The 21,506-nt window shown below is 40.6% G+C and carries 21 protein-coding genes; all 21 read right to left on the bottom strand.

Annotated features, from left to right (window positions below; translation table 11 throughout):
* Positions 1-16: 16 nt before the first annotated feature.
* Entirely contained in the window at positions 17-1,528 is a 1,512-nt protein-coding gene (locus tag ACQY4U_RS14885; RefSeq protein WP_428330233.1) for an NADH-quinone oxidoreductase subunit N, read from the bottom strand.
* A gap of 6 nt (positions 1,529-1,534) precedes the next feature.
* Positions 1,535-3,400, bottom strand: a complete 1,866-nt coding sequence (locus tag ACQY4U_RS14880; RefSeq protein ID WP_428330232.1) for a mucoidy inhibitor MuiA family protein — start codon at positions 3,398-3,400, stop codon at positions 1,535-1,537.
* A 149-nt stretch (positions 3,401-3,549) separates the two neighbouring features.
* A complete protein-coding gene (locus ACQY4U_RS14875; RefSeq protein ID WP_428330231.1) occupies positions 3,550-5,172 on the bottom strand; it encodes a complex I subunit 4 family protein in 1,623 nt (540 codons plus the stop codon).
* Between the two features lie 15 nt (positions 5,173-5,187).
* Positions 5,188-7,293 carry an NADH-quinone oxidoreductase subunit L gene (nuoL, locus tag ACQY4U_RS14870; RefSeq protein WP_428330230.1) on the bottom strand — a complete coding sequence of 702 codons (2,106 nt, stop codon included), beginning with the start codon at positions 7,291-7,293 and terminating at the stop codon, positions 5,188-5,190.
* A 2-nt stretch (positions 7,294-7,295) separates the two neighbouring features.
* Positions 7,296-7,829, bottom strand: coding sequence for a hypothetical protein (locus tag ACQY4U_RS14865; RefSeq protein WP_428330229.1), 534 nt, complete (start codon positions 7,827-7,829; stop codon positions 7,296-7,298).
* A 3-nt stretch (positions 7,830-7,832) separates the two neighbouring features.
* Positions 7,833-8,138 carry an NADH-quinone oxidoreductase subunit NuoK gene (nuoK, locus tag ACQY4U_RS14860; RefSeq protein WP_428330228.1) on the bottom strand — a complete coding sequence of 102 codons (306 nt, stop codon included), beginning with the start codon at positions 8,136-8,138 and terminating at the stop codon, positions 7,833-7,835.
* Complete coding sequence (locus tag ACQY4U_RS14855; RefSeq protein WP_428330227.1) at positions 8,135-8,683, bottom strand: NADH-quinone oxidoreductase subunit J family protein; 549 nt, start codon at positions 8,681-8,683, stop codon at positions 8,135-8,137. Before ACQY4U_RS14855 ends, nuoK begins: the two co-directional genes overlap by 4 nt.
* Positions 8,680-9,267, bottom strand: coding sequence for a 4Fe-4S dicluster domain-containing protein (locus ACQY4U_RS14850; RefSeq protein WP_428330226.1), 588 nt, complete (start codon positions 9,265-9,267; stop codon positions 8,680-8,682). Before ACQY4U_RS14850 ends, ACQY4U_RS14855 begins: the two co-directional genes overlap by 4 nt.
* A 7-nt stretch (positions 9,268-9,274) precedes the next feature.
* Entirely contained in the window at positions 9,275-10,345 is a 1,071-nt protein-coding gene (locus ACQY4U_RS14845) for a complex I subunit 1/NuoH family protein (protein WP_428330225.1), read from the bottom strand.
* A 103-nt stretch (positions 10,346-10,448) separates the two neighbouring features.
* On the bottom strand, positions 10,449-11,282 hold the full coding sequence (gene murI / locus ACQY4U_RS14840) for a glutamate racemase (protein ID WP_428330224.1): 834 nt from the start codon (positions 11,280-11,282) through the stop codon (positions 10,449-10,451).
* 66 nt (positions 11,283-11,348) lie between these two features.
* Positions 11,349-11,861 carry an OmpH family outer membrane protein gene (locus ACQY4U_RS14835; protein WP_428330223.1) on the bottom strand — a complete coding sequence of 171 codons (513 nt, stop codon included), beginning with the start codon at positions 11,859-11,861 and terminating at the stop codon, positions 11,349-11,351.
* Between the two features lie 52 nt (positions 11,862-11,913).
* Complete coding sequence (locus tag ACQY4U_RS14830) at positions 11,914-12,444, bottom strand: OmpH family outer membrane protein (protein ID WP_428330222.1); 531 nt, start codon at positions 12,442-12,444, stop codon at positions 11,914-11,916.
* 16 nt (positions 12,445-12,460) lie between these two features.
* Positions 12,461-15,016 (bottom strand): outer membrane protein assembly factor BamA, encoded by a 2,556-nt coding sequence (gene bamA / locus ACQY4U_RS14825; protein WP_428330221.1) that lies wholly within the window; start codon positions 15,014-15,016, stop codon positions 12,461-12,463.
* Between the two features lie 63 nt (positions 15,017-15,079).
* Positions 15,080-15,820, bottom strand: coding sequence for an isoprenyl transferase (locus tag ACQY4U_RS14820; protein ID WP_428330220.1), 741 nt, complete (start codon positions 15,818-15,820; stop codon positions 15,080-15,082).
* Positions 15,821-16,204: 384 nt separating this feature from the next.
* Positions 16,205-16,723, bottom strand: coding sequence for an ExbD/TolR family protein (locus ACQY4U_RS14815; RefSeq protein WP_428330219.1), 519 nt, complete (start codon positions 16,721-16,723; stop codon positions 16,205-16,207).
* Positions 16,724-16,859: 136 nt separating this feature from the next.
* A complete protein-coding gene (locus ACQY4U_RS14810) occupies positions 16,860-17,645 on the bottom strand; it encodes a DUF6089 family protein (RefSeq protein WP_428330218.1) in 786 nt (261 codons plus the stop codon).
* 9 nt (positions 17,646-17,654) lie between these two features.
* Entirely contained in the window at positions 17,655-18,536 is an 882-nt protein-coding gene (locus tag ACQY4U_RS14805) for an NAD kinase (protein WP_428330217.1), read from the bottom strand.
* 110 nt (positions 18,537-18,646) lie between these two features.
* The gene (locus ACQY4U_RS14800; RefSeq protein ID WP_428330216.1) at positions 18,647-19,309 is read right to left on the bottom strand and encodes a CBS domain-containing protein; all 663 of its coding nucleotides are present in this window, start codon (positions 19,307-19,309) and stop codon (positions 18,647-18,649) included.
* Between the two features lies 1 nt (position 19,310).
* Positions 19,311-20,072, bottom strand: coding sequence for an alpha/beta fold hydrolase (locus tag ACQY4U_RS14795; RefSeq protein WP_428330215.1), 762 nt, complete (start codon positions 20,070-20,072; stop codon positions 19,311-19,313).
* Between the two features lie 121 nt (positions 20,073-20,193).
* On the bottom strand, positions 20,194-20,643 hold the full coding sequence (locus ACQY4U_RS14790) for a GatB/YqeY domain-containing protein (RefSeq protein ID WP_428330214.1): 450 nt from the start codon (positions 20,641-20,643) through the stop codon (positions 20,194-20,196).
* A 44-nt stretch (positions 20,644-20,687) separates the two neighbouring features.
* A complete protein-coding gene (locus ACQY4U_RS14785) occupies positions 20,688-21,446 on the bottom strand; it encodes an SDR family oxidoreductase (RefSeq protein ID WP_428330213.1) in 759 nt (252 codons plus the stop codon).
* Positions 21,447-21,506 lie beyond the last annotated feature (60 nt).

Here is a 21,506-nt window from a genome sequence, read left to right as displayed (position 1 = left end):
TTTCGTTTAATCTTTATTAAAAAATCCTCATCAGCAAGTTTGGGAAAACACCAGCTAAAACAATAAACAGGCAAATAACTACTGCCAGGCCTATTACATTATACGATTTTGAAACCTGGGTTACCGGTGTTTCAGTCCTTTTAATGAATAAATTAAGCGGAATTTTAATATAGTAAAACAGAGATACAACAGTGGTTACTGCTCCTGTTATCATTAAGGCCAATAACCATACATCATTATTTTGCTGATAGATGCCGTACACCGCCGAAAACACAAATACCTTACCCGTAAAGCCAGCAGTTACCGGCAAGCCGGTTAAGGAGATAAGCACAATTACAAAGCAAACCGAAGCCGTTGGATATTTATAGCCCATGCCTTTATAGCTTTCCATATCATCGGCCCCTAAAACATTGGCAAAGTGGGTGGCTAACACCAGGGCGCCAATATTAGCTATGCCATATACCGCCAGATAATAAGTTATAGCCGATAGCCCTGCCGAACTAAACGTAACAATAGCCATTAAAGCAAAGCCTGTGTGCCCAATGCTTGAATAGGCCAGCATCCTTTTAACGCTGCGTTGCATTACGGCTGCAAAGTTCCCGGCTATCATGGTCAGGATGCCTATTGCCGATAGTGCAACCTTAAAATCAAAAGCTGTCCATTTGGCAAAATAGATAAAAGGTCTTAAAAAATTTATCAGCAATGCAAAGGCTGCTATTTTAGGCAGGGTTGATAACCAGGCTGTAACCGGAGTGGGCGCACCTTCATAAACATCGGGAACCCAAAAATGGACAGGCACAAATGATAATTTAAACCCTACCCCTACCAACAACAATATCAACGCAAACGAAACAGCTATTGGGTTTGCCTGCATTAGCCCCGGCAATAAATTACCTGTAAATAAATTGATAGAGCCTGTAAACGCGTAAAGCAATGATATACCGTACAGCATCATGGCTGATGATGCAGCGCCGAATAACACATATTTTAAACCGGCTTCTGTACCCAATGTATTGTCTGACTGGTAAGCCACCATCAGGTATGATGCGATGGAAACCATCTCAATAGCCAGGTAAATAGACAACAGGTTTACAGCCATTATCATCAAATGCAGGCCAAAAACAGAACCAATAACAATGGTATAAAGATCAGAAAGCCCCTTTTTGTGACTCATCAGCCTGTCGTCCCACTTAAAGTAAAGCAACAGGATAAAGGCCAGCGTATCAATAATAAATTTAAAGTTTATAGCAATACGATTGAGCAGCAGCATCTCATCGAACAGGAAATGCCCGTTTACATTCCCGCTGATGAGCAGCAGCTGAATTTGCTGGTAATCACGGTGGATCACCAGCAAAATTCCTGCACAGGCAACAATGCGGCATAGTTTTTCGGAGTTCCGGCCAAATAGCAGGTCTGTCACCAAAACCAGGATAAATAAAACAGCCAAATAAAATTCGGGCATAAAATAAGGGATGCTGCCCAAAACTTTGGATATAGAGCCCGGTAAAAATGGTATCAGATCGTGCATTGAATGTTATTGAACTATTACTGACTGGCTTTTTGGATATTTAACCAGGTATTTTAATTGTACCTTTTTATCATCCTGCGAATTTAGCAGGAAATTCCATGAAACCTTGCCTGTTAAAGGATCAGGTTTTGCACCCGATGCATCCTGCAGCTCCACCTCAATTGATGAGTTTTGCGATACTGGCACCTGGTCTTCAACCAGCAGGTTTACTTTTTGATTTTTATGATTTTTTACGGCGATAAGCCAATTGCGTGTTTCCTTTTTATTTGAACCGAAAACCTGTTTTTCGGTAAGGTCTTTTTGCAGGGTGCGGGTTACCAAAATATTTTTATCAGTACCTAACGAAAGGTTAAGCGTATCGGTAGCATTATGCGTATCAATAAGTGATTTACCAATGTAAGTACCCTCAAAATAAAGGTTAGCCTCGCCCGATAAAAAGTTATATTTATTCCAGTCGGTTATTTGTGCGGTTAAAAATACGTCGGTATTTACCTTTGGTGCAACAAAATACTGGTAGCTGGCCTTTACTTCAACCTGGTTTATCTCAACCAAATACGCTTTGCCATCGCTCGGGATAGAGTAAGGGTTATCAATATTAAACTCAACACTGGTTTGATTTTCTGTTTGATTTACGGCAACAGGAATATTAGCAACATTAATGCCGGCCACTTTATCCGATAATTCCCTTTCAGGGTCGGCATCTTTATTTTTTTGATTACTGTATCCCATCACTACAACCTCATTCAGCATTGCTTTTGATGGTTGCAGGCCAATGGTCATAAAGCTACCGACAACCGGCCTTTCCACTTGCTGATACCCAATATAGCCTATGGTTATAGCTTGCGAACCCGGTGGAACCTGTAAGGAAAAGTTACCATTCGCATCGCTTACGGTACCTATGGTTGTACCCTTTACCATTATTGATGCACCGGGCAAAGGCTGTCTGTCATCGCTGCCAAACACGCTGCCGTTAACTCTCGAAACATTGTTATTCGGATCAGCATAATACATTCCGAAATTGAGGTAATATGGGTTTAGCTCTTGTTTATTGCCGCTAACTGCAGGGTTACCTGTTGATAGGGTAAGCTTTATATTTTTCCAATCCTCGCCGCTGCGCTGGGTTACGTTAGCTTTATAGGAAATGCTAACCGGGCTGTTCACATTTTTTGCCCGTATATCATAAGTGGGGTACCAGCTTGCATTGTGCACCAAATAGCTTAGTGTAAAAGTTGATTGTAAAGCTCTTTTTGATGATACCGTTACCAATATATTACTGGTAGCGGTACTGTGCCCGCGGTTAATGTCGGCTATTTGCTTGTCGTATTTTTGCAGTTCAATATTTAATGCTGCAATTTGATTATTAACAACTTGTTGTTTTTGCTTTAACAAAATCAAACGTTGGGTTTGAAAATCAAGCGCCTGTTTTAGTTTGACAATATCGAGCGTGGTATTATCGGCTTTTACTACCTGATTTTTAGCCAGCATTATTTCTTCCTGCTGATAAATTGCTAATAAATTATTTTGCAGGTCTATTTTATCCTTAATTATTTTTTGCTGGGCCAGTAACTCATCTACCTGTTTTTGCTTTACCTCTTCGCCTAAAAAGTTCATTTCGTGCTTTACCGACAGGATGGTAAACTCGCCGTTGGCATGTACCTGGATGCTCTGCACATCAACGCCCGGCGATATTTCGCCAAACACCAATACCGATGTACCCTCGCTTACATTTACCATTGCCGTACGTGTTACCTGTGCCCCATTTAAAAACACCACTACTTTTTGAACTGCTGACGTAATTTTTTGCCCATCACCGGCCTTTGCTGCTATCGCGATAAAAAATAGAGATACAGCCATTAATACTTTTTTAAACATGATCTTTTAGGTTAAATAAATGCTTCCTGTTAGTTGCCAGGCTGCTGCTTTAGCTGCCGGTTATTTACAAGATGCTGTGATCTGCATTTTTCCATAAGCGAAATGCAAATATTTATTTAACTGATAAAAATGAACTGCCCAAAGGCCTGCTACCGCAATATTGATTTAGACATAAGCTGTACAAATTGCGTTAGCCCCAGTATTGAATCATTGATCTTATCAAACACTAATGATGGCATTAAGCCTAAAACCAATACCATAACTGCCAAAGGCACCAGGGTTATTTTTTCGCGGATGTTTAAATCGGTTAAAGCAATTTTCCAAACCGAGCCTCCTTTAAGGTTAACAGGGCCAAAAAACATGCGTTGTAAGGTCCACAAAAAATAAACGGCACCTAACAATATACCCAATGAGCCGCAGGCGGCCATCCAGTAAGGTATAAGACCGTTAGTAAGCGGCGACCTGAAAGCGCCCATCAGCGAAAATGCCTCGCCTATAAAGGCTGAAAAGCCCGGTAAACCCAATGAGGCAAAAAAAGCGATCATTATAAACACGGTATACTTTGGCATCAGCGTTGCCAAACCCCTGAAATGGGTAATGCCCCTGTCATGTACGCGGTTATAAATAACCCCGGCCAAAAAGAACAGCATGGTTGATAAAAACCCATGGCTAACCATTTGCATTACCGCACCGCTCAACCCCTCGTTGGTTTGCGAAGCAATACCTAACAAAACAAAGCCCATGTGTGATATTGATGAATAGGCGATCAATCGTTTAAGATCGTTTTGGGCCAATGCATTAAGCGCACCGTATAAAATGGAGATTACGCCTAACAACCCAAGCCAGTAAGCATCGGCATAAGCAATTTCCGGGAAAATGCCCACACAGATCCGAATGATGCCGTAACCCCCTATTTTTAATAAGATACCGGCTAATATGATAGATACCGGGGTTGGCGCCTCAACGTGTGCATCGGGCAGCCAGGTATGCAAGGGCACAACGGGTACTTTAATAGCAAACGCAATAAACAATACCACAAAGCCAACAGACCGTGCCGACATACCAAATATGGTTTGATGACCCAATACCGAAAATACAGAACCCTGATCATAATTGGCCGGGTTCATCATCTGTATCATGTTAAAGGTATGGTTGCCCGTAACCGGATCTTTTACTGAAAGGTATAGCCCGATCATTACCAGCAGCATAAATACCGATCCGAATAAAGTGTAGAGGAAAAACTTTATGGCCGCATACTCGCGCCTTGCACCGCCCCACATACCTATTAAAAAGTAAAGCGGTAACAGCATCAATTCATAAAACACATAAAACAGGAAGAAATCCAACGAGCAGAATACACCCATCACTGCCATATCCAGCAGCAGGAATAACACAAAAAATCCTTTTAAATTACTTTTGATCTCCCATGATGCCAGCGCCGCAATAACTAACACAAAGGATGTCATTATCAGCAGGGTGATAGAGAGCCCATCAATCCCAACAAAATAATCAATCTGCATTTTACCAATAGTACCCAGGTCAAGATTTATCCAGGGTAGTTTTTGCATAAACTGAAACTGATCCTGGTAGTTTATACCGGTAAAGGCCGTTCCGGTTTTAAAGTTGCAATAGATATAGATACTCATCCCTAATTGTACCAGGGTAGCCAGCAAGGTAATATACTTAAAAGTGCCCCGCCACTCAGATGGCAGTAACGCTATAATAACACCAAACAGGATGGGGATAAATATGAGTATGGTTAAAATATGCATCTGCTGGATTATGATCTAAAAAACAATTTTCAAAATAAACAAAGCCAGTATAATTACCAGCATACTAAATAAATAATATTGAACCTTACCGCCCTGAAACCTGCGTGCAAAATTACCTATAGCCTGTACCATTGCCACCATCAGGTTTAAAAAACCGTCAATTATGTAGCGGTCTGTCCAGTCGGCAAGTTTTGCCAACGCGATACCCGTTTTAGCTAATAAATGGATAAAGCCATCAATAACCGTACGATCGAACCAGAAAAGGGTATTACCTAAACTCAGTATGGGTTTTACAAATAATTTGGTGTAAATGGCATCAAAATACCATTGGTTAAAAGAGAGGTTAAATAAAAATCCGCTTTCCGAAAAAGGCGATTTCGGTTTTGAGTAGATCATATAAGCCCAGCTAATTACCAAAATGCTTATTACATTTACCCCTACCGGGATAAGAATATGATACAGGCTTCCTGCTTCGGTAGTTGCTGCGGCTGGTAATCCATCAAAGATCCAGGCATGCTCATAAACCAATGGATTTAACGAAAACAGCGGGAACAAACAACAAACCGCCAACAAACCTAATGGAAGTTTATAAGTCCAGCCACCATCTGTAATGTGGAGCGAAATATCCTGTTTTAATTGCAGAAGCCTAAAATCGCCAAAAAATACTTTTACTATTAGCCTGATAACGTAAAAAGCCGTAAGCCAGGTAGTGAACAATGCTAAAACAGGGATCAGTTTAAATGCGATGCTTTTACCATCCGACCATTCAAAGGCTTTGATCAATATACCATCCTTTGATAAATAACCCGAGGTAAACGGCAAACCTATTAATGCAAGCGCTGCTATTACAGCTACCACAAAGGTGAAAGGCAGTTTTTTACGCAGCCCACCCATGTATTGAATATTTTGAGGATCGATATTAAGCTCGTTATCCTCCTTAATATGCTGCATCTGGTGGATAACAATACCCGCTACTAAAAATAACAGGCACTTGAAAAAGGCATGTGTAACCAAATGGAACAATGATGATGTATAGGCGCCGACGCCCATTGCCATAACCATATACCCTAATTGCGATATGGTGGAATATGCCAATATGCGTTTCAGATCGTTTTGGGTGAGGGCAATGGTTGCTGCCATAAAAGCGGTGAAGCAGCCCACAATGGCAAGTGTGCTTAACTCAACCTCATTAAATAATGGATAAACCCTGCCTAACAAGAACACCCCTGCTGCAACCATTGTTGCCGCGTGGATAAGCGCCGATACCGATGTTGGCCCTTCCATAGCATCAGGCAGCCAGGTATGCAGCGGGAACTGTGCCGACTTAGCCGCCACCGCCAAAAAGACTCCGGTAAAGGCCACATATTGCCAGGCTATGGGTAAAAAAACAACATGCTCATCAAGGCCGCCCAAACTATTAAGCTGGTATGATTTTACAGTCGAAATCCATGAGCCGCCATCAATAAAAGCTTGCTTAACCAAACCTGATGCCCCAAAAAGCTGGTCAATATCAAAGGTGCGGAACTGTACAAAAAGGATTATGATAGCCGTTAGCAAACCAATATCACCAATGCGGTTCATGATGAATGCTTTTTTATTGGCCTGCACCGCCTTATCTTTTGTAAACCAAAAGCCGATAAGCAGGTAGGATGAAAAGCCCACTAATTCCCAAAAAGCATAAAACAATACTAAATTATCAACCACTACCAAAGCCAGCATGCTAAAGCAAAACAGACTTAAGTATGCAAAGTAACGGCTGTAATGCTCGTCGTGCTTCATGTAGGCGGTGGAGTAGATATGCACAGGCAAGGCAATCAGGTTTACTAACAGCAGCATTAAAACCGAAAGGTTATTCAATAAAATGCCTGTGTATACCTTGGTATCGCCAATGGTAAACCACAATTGCTGCTGGTGCACCTGGTGGCTGTTCCAAACCCGCGAAAATATAAAGACCGACAGAACACAGCTTATTAATATAGCCACAGCCGAAACCCAGCCTGATACCTTATTTTGCTTACCCGGAATGCTGCAATTAATTATAAAGGCAAGCAAAGGCAGTAACACTGCTGCCAGTGCAAAGCGGACGGTTAAGGTATCTATGGATTGTAAAAAGTTCTCCAATGTTATTTTTTCGTTGTTATGATAACCAGTTCCTTTATCTTGTTTCCATTGCGAAAGTCATTATCAATGAAATTTATCATTCTTATTTTTTCAGAAGAAATCTCATAAAGCTTTGTTATAATCTCACTACTATCTTTCCCAGTAATATAAGTACCGTTTAATACGTACCCGCAATCATTATCTTTACCATGATGCGCATCAAGGTATTTCTTATATTTTGCAGAATGACTACTGAAATTCTTTTGATAGTTATCTATCGCATATTTTTTAGTGGTAATAACCAACGCTCCGTTTGTTGCTCTTGATCCGTAAATTGTTTCGGCTTCTTTATCTTTTAAAACTGATACGCTAAGAATATCATTAGGATTTAAATCTTGAAATGTTTTTAATGAAATGGCATTATCTATTACATACAAGGGATGACTTGCATTTATGGTTAGATCATCTCTAATTAGGAGCTTATAACTTGTGGAATCCTGAGCTAATGCCACATTAATTAAAAAACATAAATAACTTAAAAATATCAGCTTTACCATTATTTAATCTTTCAAATTATCAATCTTATCCGGATCAATCGTTTTATATTGCTTGTAAACGTTTAAAATTATGGCAAGGGCTACTGCTGTTGTTGCAGCAGCAAGCACAATGGCAAAAAGAGCAAATACCTGCCCGGCATTATTAAAGCGGTCGTATTTGCCAAAGGCTACCAGGTTTAGTATGGCAGCATTAAGCATCAGCTCAATGCCTATCAATATCTGGATGGCATTGTGTTTAGATACGATCATGTACAAGCCAATACAAAACAATACGGCACCTACTACCAAAAAATCAGTTAGCGGGATCATTCCCGAGCCCCCTTTCGTGCTAAATGTGCTGCACCTACCAGGGCTACCATTAATAAAATAGATATGGCTTCAAACGGCAGTAAATATTTAGTCATCAGGTTAACCCCAATGTTCTCGGTAGTTGGCGATGTTGGCAAGACCACATTTTTATAACTTACTGATTTTTTTACCCAGTCTAAATTATCAGCATCTACCTTAAATATCATGTTTAGCATAACGATCAAAAAAAATGCAGCCAATAATAAGGCCGGTAATTTTTTAATGCTGATAAACTTACCCCTTTGCTGCGCCATAATATTCAATGTCTCTTTACCTGATAACATAAATGCGAACAGGATAAGCACCAGAATACCCCCTACATAAATTACTATCTGTGTCATGGCCACAAAATCAGCCAGGGCAAGCACGTATAAGCCCGCCAAAGCTAAAAGCGTAACAAAAAACATAAATATTGATCGTACCAGGTTTGTTGTAGCCGCCACAAATATGGCCGAGGCCAATGCAATAAAACCCATTACGTAAAAAAGCACCTGTACTAAATTCATGCACCCCCCTCCTTTTTCTGCATGGCAGCTAATTTAGCGGCCTGCTTTTCTGCCTGCATCAGGTCAAACTCCTGCCTTTTTTCGGCCGCCAACTCGGGCGACATGTCCGAAAACTGGTAGGTGAGCTGGCTGAGTTCAAAAACACTTTTATCGTATTGGTTGGTCATTACAATACATTCGGTAGGGCAAACAATGGTACACAAGCCGCAGTACATGCACTTGGCCATGTCAATATCAAACTTGGCAGCATAAAGGCGTTTGGTTGTACCATCAGATGTTTGGCCAATGGCCTCCGTGGCTTTTATAGATTCAATATCAATGCAGTTAACCGGGCAAACCTTTGCGCAAAGGTCACAAACAATACAATCGTCCATTTCCACATCAAGCTGGTATCGCCCAACCTCAGGAATGGCCAATTTTTGATGCGGGTATTGAATGGTATTTGTACCCTCAAGCTGCTTAAAGTAATTAGTATCACTTGCAGGCAGCAGCTCCCTTTGTTTATGCGATGCAAAAAGATGCTTCAGGGTGATCTTTGCCCCCGTCCACGCAGTTGTAAAACCTTTTATAATTCCTTTTATCATTGCCTAATTACATCAAAAATAACCGCCAGATGCCAGATATCAGCATACATAAAAATGCGAGTGGTGTTAATACCTTCCAGCACAGGTCCATCAGCTGATCAACCCTGAAACGTGGCAACGTCCACCTGATCCACATCTGCACGCCGATAAGGGTAAACGTTTTAATAATTATCCAAAGTATCCCCCACAAAGTGCCAGTTGTCAAAGATGCTAAATGAACCGAACCTATGTTAGGCAGTGGCGTGTTCCAGGCACCCAAAAATAAGATAACCCCGATCATTGATACCAAAAACATCATGGAGTATTCGGCTAAAAAAACCATAGCAAACCGCAACCCGGTATATTCGGTATGGAAACCTGCCACCAGTTCCGACTCAGCCTCCGGTATATCAAATGGCGCGCGGTTGCTTTCGGCCAGTGAAGCTATAAAGTAAATTACAAAGGCAATGATCAGGTGCGGCGCCCTGAAAATGTTCCAGGCAAAAACACCACCAATATTGGTTACATCCCAAAAGCCCGAGAATTTTATTGTTTCGGGCGATAAGATACCCTGCTGTATAGCAATATCCTGCAGGTTCATGGTCTGCGCAATCATCACTACAGATACCAGGGTAAAACCCGCCGGTATCTCGTAGGAAATGATCTGCGCTGCAGAACGCATAGCCCCCAAAATGGAATATTTATTGTTTGATCCCCAACCGGCCATTAATATGCCCAAAGTTTCGATAGAGATAATAGCGAATACATAGTATACGCCGATATTTAATTTTGAGGGTACCAAACCCGGTGCCCAGGGCATTGCGGCAAAGCCCATGTAAACGGCAATAAAAATAATGGCAGGTGCTAAAATAAACAGCAGTTTATCGGCAGCGGCAGGGGTTATTAATTCCTTTTGCAGCATTTTTAAAATATCTGCAAAGGTTTGCAGGCTGCCGTATTTTCCGGTTTCGGTAGGGCCAAGCCTGTCTTGTATAAAGGCAGATACCTTACGCTCAGCATATACCCCAAACAACGCGAACAGGGCCGAAAAGCCAAACAGTCCTATTGCTACTAAAAAATATGTGATGTAAAAATTCAACCCTTTTGCTTAAACTGCAAACTTAGTAAAATTTGCTTGATTGAGTTGGATTAGGTTTAATACTTGAGTAAGTTGGTAGATTTAGTTGATTAGACTATTATACCTAACACTTAACATCGGCAAATGATGATTTTACAGCTGCCGAAAAAAAGATCTCGGCATAGTGATCAAAATCGGCAGTGTCATCAGTTGTGGTAAAAAACTTTTGTGTGGCATTCCTGCTGATACTGGCTTCCATTTCAGGATGGCGCTGCAGGTAATCAACCAGGCTTTTGGCCACAATATCACCCTGCGACACCACTTTTATACCGGGCGATAGATACTCTTTAATTTTTGCCTGTATCAGCGGGTAATGTGTACAAGCCAGTAAAAGCGTATCAATATCCGGCGATTGCGCCAATATTTGATCCAGGTATTTTTTTACAAAATAGTCTGCACCCGGTTTATCATACTCACCATTTTCAATTAAAGGTACCCATAATGGGCAGGCTTGCTGGTAAACTTTAACATCCGGAAAAAAGTTCCCGATCTCAATTACATACGAGCCCGATTGTACCGTTCCCTTTGTGCCTAACACGCCAATATGTTTGGTTTGGGTATAGTTACCAATAACCTCGGCTGTTGGCCTGATAACGCCCAATACCCTTTTAGCAGGGTCCTGGCTTTTAAGGTCTATCTGTTGTATGTTACGCAGCGCTTTGGCCGATGCTGTATTACAGGCCAGTATCACCAACTGGCATCCCTGCTCAAAAAGCCATTGCACACACTCCCATGTGTATTGATGAATACTTTGAAACGATCGGTTACCGTAGGGTGCCCTTGCGGTATCACCTAAATAAACATAATCATACTCGGGCAGTTGTTCAAAAATCGACCTGAAAACAGTGAGGCCTCCGTAGCCCGAATCAAATATCCCTATTGACTTATTGTTTAACATCTGTACAAAAATAAAAAAAGCGCCCCACAATTGCAGGGCGCTTTATAATGCTTAAGTAATTACTGGTTATTTTAAACCTAATTTAGCTTTAACAGAAGCCATCAGGTCGTCACCTTCCGGCGAAACGATAAATGTAGTCTGGCTTGAGTCTAATACGTAATTGTAACCTTTTTCTTTAGCTACAGCAGTAACAGCAGCACGGGCTTTATCAATTAATGGTTTTGACAACTCATTGCTTTTTGCATCAACTTTTTGTTGCGCATCATTTTGATAATCCTGAATGCGTTTCTGGAAATCCTGTAATTCAGTTTGTTTTGATGAACGAACTGCATCAGTCATTGTTGCACTTGTTTTTTGAAAATCCTGGCCTTTGGTCTGGAATTCAGTGTTCATAGCAGTTAGCTGATCAATAAATTGTTTCTGATAGATCTCTACCTGCGATTGCATGGTTTTAAATTCAGGCAGGGCGCGAATAACTTCACCAAAATTGATATAGCCAATTTTACTTTGCGCGCTGGCCAGGTTACTTACAAATAACATGCTTACCGCAACTAAAGCAACTTTAAATAATTTTTTCATTTTTTGTTTGTTCTGTGTTTAAAAGTATGGGGATTATTATAGTTTTTAAAATTTATTTTGCAAATACTCCTGGTTTTAAGCCAAGGCGTGTTAGTACATCTGCACTTTTATCATATCGTGGGTTTGCATACAGCATCATTACCTCACTGTTTTTGTCAAATATCATATCCAGGTTATCGCTTTCGGCAACGGCTTGTATGGCTTTGGCCATTTTATCCTGAACCGGTTTTATTGCCGAGGTGCTGCGTTTTGCAAGTTCACCATCCGGACCAAATTTTTGACGCTGAAAATCTTTAGCTGTTTGCTCCTTATCGGCAATTTCTGCTTCACGGCGCTTTTTCATATCAGGTGTCATCAAAACCTGATCGGCCTGTAAAGCTTTATACAACCTGTCTATCTCCTGGTAACGCTGATCTACCTCCTTTTGCCACTGTACTGATAATGCCTCTAATTGTTTTTGTGCCGATGCATATTCGGGCATATGTTTTAATATATAGTCCGAATCTACATACGCAAACCGCTGTGCAAATGCAGCGGTGAGCGATATAAACGTAAATACTATTACTAAAATTGCCTTCCTCATCAAATTGCTTTGCAAATTAATTAAACCCGCCGTTTAAGCTCTGTGATATTGAAAAATGGAACTGGCCTCTGTTAGCATCCGGTATACCCGGTATCTTATCAAATCCATAACCATAATCTAATCCAAGCAGACCAAAAATAGGTAAAAATATTCTTGCTCCAATACCTACTGAGCGTTTAACGTTGAATGGGTCGAATTTATCAAAAGAATTCCAAACATTTCCACCTTCGGCAAATGCTAACATAAATATGGTTGCAGACTGCCCCTGGATAACCGGGTGACGAAGCTCCATGGTATATTTATTGTAGATTGAGCTACCCGGGTTGGTATCAGTTGTATAATTTGTTCCTGCCGGGATGATAGAGAAGTTTTGATAACCCCTTAAGCCAATTATATCACTACCCTGTAAAAACTGGTAACTCTGCATACCATCACCACCTAATTTAAACCTTTCAAACGGCGACTGCCCAACTTCGGTATTGTACTGGCCTAAGAAACCAAACCTAACCTGCGACATCAGTACCAGCTTACCGGTAATTTTGGTGAACCACTGCGCATCATACTTAAATTTATAATACTCAACAAAATGGTAGCGTTCCTCTGGCGTGGCTATTTTGTAGTTAACATTATTAAATAATGAATATGGCGGCGTACCCTGTATAGTAAGCTTAATGTTTGAACCTGATGTTGGATAGATAGGTACATCTATCGAGTTACGGCTTAACTCCTGCGTTAATTTGATGTTATACGATGTACCGTTCTGGAACAGGTAACCGGTATAGTTATCCAAATTATAGTGATCAAAGTTAAGTGAGTAGTTTAACTGGAAGTAGTTATCCGGCCAGTTTAAACGTTTACCTAAAGTAACACCAATACCGTTAATTCTTAATTTATTATAACGCGAATCGGTAGTTGCATAATACTGGCCTGTTGAACTTAACTGTGTATAAGCCGACACTGCAAAGTAAATAGGTTTTTTACCACCTAACCAAGGCTCAGAGAACGTGAACGAGAAGTTTTGATAGGTTCTTCCGCTCGACTGGCCTCTTAAGCTTAGCTTTTGTCCATCGCCTTTTGGCAGCGGTTTGTAAGCCTTAAGGTGGAAGATGTTACGCAGCGAGAAGTTATTGAATGTTAAACCCAATGTACCCACCAACTGGCCACCACCAAAACCGCCTGATAGTTCAATCTGATCTGATGGCTTTTCAACTACGTTATAAACAATATCAACCGTACCATCCTGCGGATTAATGTTGGTTGGCTTAGGCTCGGTTTTTTGCTCATCAAAGTTACCTAACTGGCCAATTTCACGGGTACTGCGTATTAATAGTTCTTTATTAAATTTTTGTCCGGGTTTGGTTCTTATTTCACGCATAACCACCTTATCGTTGGTTACATCGTTACCTTTAAGTATAACACGGTTAATAGTATACTGAGGGCCTTCATATACCCTGATATCCATATCAACGGTATCATTGTATATCCTAACCTGTACCGGATCGGCATTGTAGGTAAGGTAACCATCATTCAGGTAAAATGATGATACGTCATCATTACTTGGTGTTGGGCCTGTTAGCCTTTTGTTCAGTTCCTCTTCGCTAAATACATCTCCTTTTTTAATGTGGAAGATCTTGTTCAATATATCAGCAGAGTATTTTGCATTGCCAGACCATTTGATGTTACCGAAGTAATATTTATGCCCTTCAAATACTTTTATCTTGATACCAACAGTGTTGGCTCCTGTTTTAAATACGGTATCGCTGAGGATTTCGGCATCACGGTAACCTTTGGCCTGCACTTTTGCAATCAGGTTCTGTTTGTCCTCGTCGTATTTATCCTGTTTAAACTTACGCGATCCAAATATGTTGTAAAACTTACGGGTACGTGTCTTTTTAAGCAGCTTTCTTAATTTTTTGCTCGAAAACGCCTTGTTACCCTCAAAGGTAACTTCAGTTATCATTACCTTTTCCTTTTTATCAATCGCAACATCGAGTATTACGCTGTTGGCATCTCCCGGATCCTTGCGTTGTTTGATGGTTACTGTAGTATTCAGGAAACCTTTTTCATTAAAATGCTTTTTAATAATAGCAGTAGTAGTGCTTATAAGGTTCTCATTTACAATTTTGCCCGTTTTATCTGATAGCTTTTTCTGTACATCCTCAATCTCGCCCTTACGAAGCCCGGTTAAGTGCAGGCGTGATAAACGCGGACGCTCAACAACTGCAATTTCCAGATAAATGGTATCCAGGTTTATTTTGGTGATGTTTAATTGCACATCATCAAACAAACCCTGCCCGTACATGTTTTTAATTACGTTAGCATTAGCCTCGCCCGGTAAATTAATACGGTCGCCCTTGTTTAGCTTTGAAATGGTAAGTAATACATCCTTATCCAAATAGGTAGTACCGGTAATTGTAATACCGCCAATAATGTAATCTTTGGGATCAAGGTAGCTCAAACTATCGGCCGGAAGTGCTGATTTTGATAATGAGTACCTCGGCTGACCAGTTACCTGAGCCATAGCTGCGGAGCTCATTACAAGGAAAAGTATAGCAAAAAGAAATTTATTCATTCGAATATTTTAGTGGGCTAAAAATAATTTATACAGTTGTTAAAAAGTGTTAAAAGTAAAAATTTAGTTGACCTGCTCACTTGTCATCCCAAAACGGCGTTCGCGTTTCTGATAATCAAGTATAGCTTCGTATAAATCCTCCTTGCGGAAATCAGGCCATAACTTTGACGTGAAGTATAATTCGGCATAGGCAATTTGCCAAAGCAGATAGTTACTTATGCGGTGTTCGCCGCTTGTTCTGATCAGCAATTCGGGATTTGGCATGCCACTGGTATATAAATTGTTTTCAAAAGTTTCTTCGTTAATATCCTCAATATTCATTTCACCGCTTTGCACTTTAGCCGCAATATCTTTGGCAGCCTTTACAATTTCGCGGCGCGAGCTGTAGCTCAAGGCCAGTGTAAGCACTAACCCTGTGTTTGCTGATGTTTGCTCAATGGCATTATTTAACTCCCTGAGGGCCTTGGGTGGCAGCATTTGCAGATCGCCTATGGCCTGCAGACGCACGTTTTTTTCCATAAAGTTTTTAATCTCTTTATGAATGGTGCTTACCATAAGCTCCATAATGGCCATAACCTCAAGCTTTGGCCTGTTCCAATTCTCGGACGAAAAAGTATATAACGTTAAATATTTTAAGTTAAGTATGGTGGCGCCTTCAACTACATCCCTAACAGAAACCACCCCACTATGATGACCAAATACTCGTAATTTGCCTTTTTCTTTTGCCCACCTGCCATTACCATCCATAATAATAGCTATGTGCTGCGGCAATTTTAACAAATCAATCTGATCCTTATATCCCATTATAACGTTTATTAAAAGCCGTAATCTGGCTTGTAAAGTATAATTTATTGCTAAAACATACCCTATAATACATACCCCTGACTAATCAATCATCAAAATTGATCATATTTTAGCCCGGTTTTCAACAACTTTCGCTAATTTTTTCAGGGGACAAAGGTAAAACTTAATTGTATTTTTTTTAGTATACTAATGGAAAAGAAAATGTTACTAAATTTTATCCCTATACAGGGATAGCTGGCAATTGAGTTAAAGGGTTAGGGAACCCGCAAATGCTAATGGCTTTTGCCAGCCACTTAATTAAAAAAATCAGCAGATAATAATGTAAGCTCCCGGTATTTAAACCTTAACAAACAATATTACCCACTGATTTGCTGATGCTGTTAATTAATAAATTCCTTTTTGTTTTAAAAGTTCAATATCCTTTGGTTCTATTTTGGCTATTGCGTACGATGGCACCTCGGTAGTGCTAATTTCATCAAGCGTATTAACCAGGTTATCATATATTGAATGATCGGATGGTTTTACCAATACCATAAGGGGCTTGCCTGTTGATGCCAGTACCTGTATTTTAGTTTGGATGATAGCCGAGCGTACCCCACTGCCATAACTGGTTACCTGCGGGTTGTTCAACGGCTTACCGGCCATCCCCAGGTACCACAACACCTGGTTATTTTTACCCAGGCAAATAGTCATGGTTGTTTTTTCAGATACCGCGCCCGACGGGCCATTACTTGGCATTACCACCGGCATTATGCGCGGTTTGGCCAGTGAGGTGGTAAGCATAAAAAATGTGATCAGTAAAAATGCAAGATCGACCATTGCGGTGAGGTCAACATTAGGAGGCAATTTTTTTAACGTTTTTTTACTGCCTGATCTTCCGGAGGATTGATTTAACTCAGCCATGACTTTAAGGATTAAGGTTAATAAATTGGTTGCCAAATGATAAAGGACTATCATTTTAATACTAAACGCAGCAATTAATTACTTATTGCAACAATGATGCAATTAAAAATCCCGATAAATGGTTAGCTTTTAAACGTTATTGAAAATAACATTTTTGGGTAACAAAGGTGTATGATAAGGTAAACTGTGCAAAAAAGTAAGTATCGCGCGGGTTAAGGTCGCCACGCTGTGTTCCAGCCGAGCCGATATAAACCCCGGTCTTGTCGCCCGAACGGTCTGACAATGCCTTAGCGAGGCCACTCATGCCTGCTTTGTTGGGGTAAAGGCCGCTAACATCATCCAGGTAATCGGTATTGGGATTCCTGTACCCAATATCGGCCCCAAGCGTAAACTTGCCTAAAATATTATACTTAACCCCCACCCCGTAAGGAAAAGAAAAAGCAGTGGTTGCATAATTTTTCTTTTGCCCTTCAGTTCTTTCCCCACGTAAACTGTATGAATGCCCGTTGTAATTAACATAAGGGTAATAATTGGCAGCAGCCACCCCAAAAAAAATGTACGGTGTAAATTTATTTTTACCGGCCTCAGGAATATAATGCATAAAATTGAACTCCCCGGTAAGGCTTACTTCCTGCAACGAGGTATTGAAACTTAAGTTACGCTGGCGAAATTGCGCATCGCCAGAGGTGCTATCGGCACCACTTATTTTGCCTAAATTAAGATTAAGCTTTGCAGACAAATACCCGTTAAAGTTACGTTTCACAAAGCCACCAATAGCAAGGCCGCTTATTTTTACAGGGTTATTGGGGTTCAGATCGCCCATGTAACCAGCACCGCCCAATGAGCCGCCCAGTTCCCAGGTTTGTGCCCTTGAGCCAACAGATATACAAACCAAAGCTATAAATAGTACAAATTTGGGCATCCGGTAAATTTAGTAATTGCGGACATCAAGCCCCCACAATAATTTATTTCTTAACGTTGATAAATAGCTTTCATTATTTAAACGGATAAGATTTAGTTTGAACCCTGTTTTTTTAACCTGGAATCGCATGGTTTTATCAATTACCGCCGTACGCGAATCGCACGATACCAGGTAGTTGGTACAGCGGCACTCCACATCAAATGATAATACACTGGTATCGGGCAGTACAATAGGCCTTACGTTTAAATTATGAGGTGATACTGGCGTTAAAACAATGGTATTTGATTCGGGTAAAATAATTGGGCCGCCACAGCTTAATGAATAAGCGGTTGAACCCGTTGACGTTGATATAATGATCCCATCACCCCAATAGGAGTTCAGGAACTCGCCGTTAAGAAAAACATGGGTGGTGATCATTGCCGAATCATCCCGCTTATGGATGGTTATATCATTAAGGGCAAAATTATCATCACCAAATATCTCTAGATCAGAGGTGATGGAGATCAGTTCACGGCTGTCTAAAGTAAACTCTTTATTTACAACAGCATTTATAGCAGCTTCAATATCGTTTTTATTGATACTGGCTAAAAATCCTAAACGGCCAAAGTTTATACCAATAACGGGGATTCCCGAATCACGGATCATGGTAACCATATCAAGCAGTGTACCATCACCGCCAAGAGTTAAAAACAAGTCGATAAAGCCTTTTATTTTATCAGTGTTTTCAAGTTCGGTGTAGTTAACGGTATGTATATTTTCGCGCAGGTAACCGTAAAGCTGCTGATGAACATAAATTTCTACACCATGCCGGGAAAGAACATCAAATACCTGCTGGATATATGGAAGTACAACGGGATCATTAAACTGCCTGCCGTAAATTGCTATTTTCATTTGTTTTGTTGATGCTTCACTTGTTCATCAGTTAATTAGTTGAATCACCCGGATAGTATAATCTATATAAAACATAAAAAACACTACTGAACAAATGAACTAATAACCAATTACAAATTAAGATAGTTCATTAATGAATTATACCTGTCCCTTGAATTATCATTATCGCCGGTATGATTAAAGGTAGCCTTTATATCATACTCGTAACGCAAAAAGGTGGCTATAATATTTGATATATCCTGCTTGTTTACCTTAAGGGTAACCTCCATACGTGTCGAATCCGGAAAGGTGCGTACATAAGAGCTCAGGATCTGCGCATTGTCTGATTCAACAATCTGCGCCATGTGCGCCAGCGAGTTGTTCTTGTTATTGATCTCCAGCACAATGATGCCCCCCGGTTGCTCAACAGAAGTTAAGCGGGCAAAATACTCATTAAGGGAGTTTATTGTTATTAATCCGCTGTAGTTTTTATTGGCATCAAGTACCGGTACAACCGTTAACTGGCGCTCATAAAAAACACGGATCACATCATATATATGCTGGTCTTCGAGTACATAAGGATTAACCAGCGATAATGCTAAGGAACCTATTGGCGTTTGCAGATCGCTTTCGGCTATAAAATCATTTTCAGATAGCAGGCCCAAAAACTGATCTTCGTTTACAATTGGTAAATGCCTGATGCGGAACTCCACCATACGGTCATAGGCCCTCTGTATCGGGTCAGAGGTATGTACCGGGGGTATCGAATCAGATATCAACTCAACTGCAAGCATATCATTTTTTTATTTTATCTAAAAACAGCCTTAGTAACTTATTAAACTCCTGCGGCTGCTCCATCATGGCAGCGTGGCCGCATTTATCAATCCAATGCAAATCTGCATTGGGCAGTTCTGCTTTAAACTCAATGGCCACTTCAGGCGGTGTTATCTTGTCATCACGGCCCCATATAAGTGATACCGGGACATGTATTTTGTGCAGATCTTTCTTCATATTATGCCTGATGGCTGATTTGGCCATCGCTAATATTCTGATCACACTTGGCCTGTCGTTTATAATTCTGTAAACGTCATCAACCAGTTCTTTTGTTGCGGTTTTAGGGTCGTAAAATGTATATTCAACCTTTTCCTTCACAAATTCGTAATTTTCACGCCTCGGGAACGTTCCGCCAAAAGCATTTTCATACAAGCCTGAGCTACCTGTTAATACCATTGCCTTTACATATTCGGGGTGTGCCAATACATATATTAACCCAACATGCCCACCCAACGAATTACCTAATAGTGTAACGTTGGTAAGCCCCTTAAATTTTATAAATTTATGAACAAACTTCGACAGGCTTTTTACACCGGTGGTTAACAAAGGCAAATCATAAATAGGTAATATAGGTATAATTACCCTGTACTCCGATCTGAACTCCTCTACCACCGCGCCCCAGTTGCTCAATGCCCCCATTAAGCCGTGTAATAGTAATAAAACCTCACCTTCGCCCTCATCGATGTAACTAAAACCATGTTCCTCTTTAAGCACGAAATCCATATAAATTTGTAAAAGTTTAAATTTTAACCGTTAAACGGAATTTCAGCTATTGTATTGCTTTATCAAATCCCGCCATAAAAATAGCTTATTGCAATTTAGTTACAACAAATAAAGCAATTTATTATCCCAGTAGCTGCTTTACCACTTCTGATATTGTGCGCCCGTCGGCCTGGCCAGCTAATTCTTTATTGGCCATACCCATCACTCTGCCCATATCACTTACTGATGTTGCACCTAAGCGGCTTATCAGTTCCTGCAGGTAACCTTCAATTTCAAACCGCGACATTTGCTGCGGCAAATAAGGCTCAATTACCTGCATCTCATCAATTTCTATCTGGTACAGATCTTCGCGGTTTTGAGTTTTATAGATCTCGGCAGATTCCTTGCGTTGTTTTACTAATTTTTGTAAAACCTTAGTTTCTGCCTCCTGCGTTAATTCTTCGGCTGCCCCTTTTTCTGTCTTTGCCATCAGCAAGGCAGATTTTATGGCGCGCAAACCTCTTAACTTATCAGCCTGCTTAGCCAGCATGGCCTGTTTAATATCCTGATCTATCTGGGTAATTAATGACATCTTTTTTATATTGAATCCGGAATCCGGGAGATTATCTATATCTGTTATTTACGGAAAATATTGCCAGCCGTTGCCTGTGCGGTTGGCATAACCACCATATCGTTTATGTTAACATGTGCCGGGCGCGATACTACAAACCAAATGGTTTCGGCAATATCATCGGCCACTAAAGGCTCAAAGCCTTCGTAAACTTTTTTGGCCCTTTCCTTATCGCCTTTAAAGCGCACTTCAGAAAACTCCGTTTCAACCGCGCCGGGATGTATAGCAGTAACCTTTATACCATGTGGCAGTAAATCAATCCGCATTCCTTTATTTAAAGCATCAACCGCATGTTTGGTGGCGCAGTAAACATTCCCGTTTGCATAAACTTCCTTACCTGCAATTGAGCCAATATTTACTATATGTCCAAATTTATTTGTAATCATCCAGTTGGCTACTACTTTGCTTACATACAGCAGGCCTTTCACATTGGTATCAATCATGGTATCCCAATCGCTAAAACTTCCGTTTTGAATAGGATCAAGCCCCTGGCTTAAACCGGCGTTGTTAACCAATACATTTACCTTTTTCCATTTTGCAGGCAGGGCTTCCAGGTTATCTACTACCTGGGCGCTATCGCTCACATCAAACTGCGATATGGCAACTTCAACATTATACTTGTCGTTAAGCTTTTTTGCTAATTTCTCCAAGCGGTCAAGCCTGCGGCCGGTTAGTACCAGGTTATATTTTTCGCGGGCGAATAAATGGGCACAAGCCTCTCCAATTCCTGAAGTAGCGCCTGTTATTAATGCAATTTTAGACATACATAGGTAACTATTGCAGCGAAATTATGTTTTTTATGTTGAATAACTTGTCATTTACTG

Origin of the sequence: Mucilaginibacter sp. (genome assembly GCF_965277465.1) — a bacterium.
Taxonomy (GTDB): domain Bacteria; phylum Bacteroidota; class Bacteroidia; order Sphingobacteriales; family Sphingobacteriaceae; genus Mucilaginibacter.
The sequence above is the reverse complement of the archived record's forward strand: the minus strand, read 5'-3'. Positions and strand labels throughout refer to the sequence as shown.

Excerpts from the sequence above, each read along its gene's own strand:
- nuoK (WP_428330228.1), bottom strand. The coding sequence starts at position 8,138 with ATGATCCCGCTAACTGATTTTTTGGTAGTAGGTGCCGTATTGTTTTGT.
- ACQY4U_RS14875 (WP_428330231.1), bottom strand. The coding sequence starts at position 5,172 with ATGCATATTTTAACCATACTCATATTTATCCCCATCCTGTTTGGTGTT.
- ACQY4U_RS14785 (WP_428330213.1), bottom strand. The coding sequence starts at position 21,446 with ATGTCTAAAATTGCATTAATAACAGGCGCTACTTCAGGAATTGGAGAG.
- ACQY4U_RS14790 (WP_428330214.1), bottom strand. The coding sequence starts at position 20,643 with ATGTCATTAATTACCCAGATAGATCAGGATATTAAACAGGCCATGCTG.
- murI (WP_428330224.1), bottom strand. The coding sequence starts at position 11,282 with ATGTTAAACAATAAGTCAATAGGGATATTTGATTCGGGCTACGGAGGC.
- ACQY4U_RS14815 (WP_428330219.1), bottom strand. The coding sequence starts at position 16,723 with ATGGCTGAGTTAAATCAATCCTCCGGAAGATCAGGCAGTAAAAAAACG.
- ACQY4U_RS14800 (WP_428330216.1), bottom strand. The coding sequence starts at position 19,309 with ATGCTTGCAGTTGAGTTGATATCTGATTCGATACCCCCGGTACATACC.
- ACQY4U_RS14795 (WP_428330215.1), bottom strand. The coding sequence starts at position 20,072 with ATGGATTTCGTGCTTAAAGAGGAACATGGTTTTAGTTACATCGATGAG.
- ACQY4U_RS14865 (WP_428330229.1), bottom strand. The coding sequence starts at position 7,829 with ATGGTAAAGCTGATATTTTTAAGTTATTTATGTTTTTTAATTAATGTG.
- ACQY4U_RS14855 (WP_428330227.1), bottom strand. The coding sequence starts at position 8,683 with ATGAATTTAGTACAGGTGCTTTTTTACGTAATGGGTTTTATTGCATTG.
- ACQY4U_RS14830 (WP_428330222.1), bottom strand. The coding sequence starts at position 12,444 with ATGAGGAAGGCAATTTTAGTAATAGTATTTACGTTTATATCGCTCACC.
- bamA (WP_428330221.1), bottom strand. The coding sequence starts at position 15,016 with ATGAATAAATTTCTTTTTGCTATACTTTTCCTTGTAATGAGCTCCGCA.
- ACQY4U_RS14850 (WP_428330226.1), bottom strand. The coding sequence starts at position 9,267 with ATGATAAAAGGAATTATAAAAGGTTTTACAACTGCGTGGACGGGGGCA.
- ACQY4U_RS14885 (WP_428330233.1), bottom strand. The coding sequence starts at position 1,528 with ATGCACGATCTGATACCATTTTTACCGGGCTCTATATCCAAAGTTTTG.
- ACQY4U_RS14820 (WP_428330220.1), bottom strand. The coding sequence starts at position 15,820 with ATGGGATATAAGGATCAGATTGATTTGTTAAAATTGCCGCAGCACATA.
- ACQY4U_RS14835 (WP_428330223.1), bottom strand. The coding sequence starts at position 11,861 with ATGAAAAAATTATTTAAAGTTGCTTTAGTTGCGGTAAGCATGTTATTT.
- ACQY4U_RS14880 (WP_428330232.1), bottom strand. The coding sequence starts at position 3,400 with ATGTTTAAAAAAGTATTAATGGCTGTATCTCTATTTTTTATCGCGATA.
- ACQY4U_RS14810 (WP_428330218.1), bottom strand. The coding sequence starts at position 17,645 with ATGCCCAAATTTGTACTATTTATAGCTTTGGTTTGTATATCTGTTGGC.
- ACQY4U_RS14805 (WP_428330217.1), bottom strand. The coding sequence starts at position 18,536 with ATGAAAATAGCAATTTACGGCAGGCAGTTTAATGATCCCGTTGTACTT.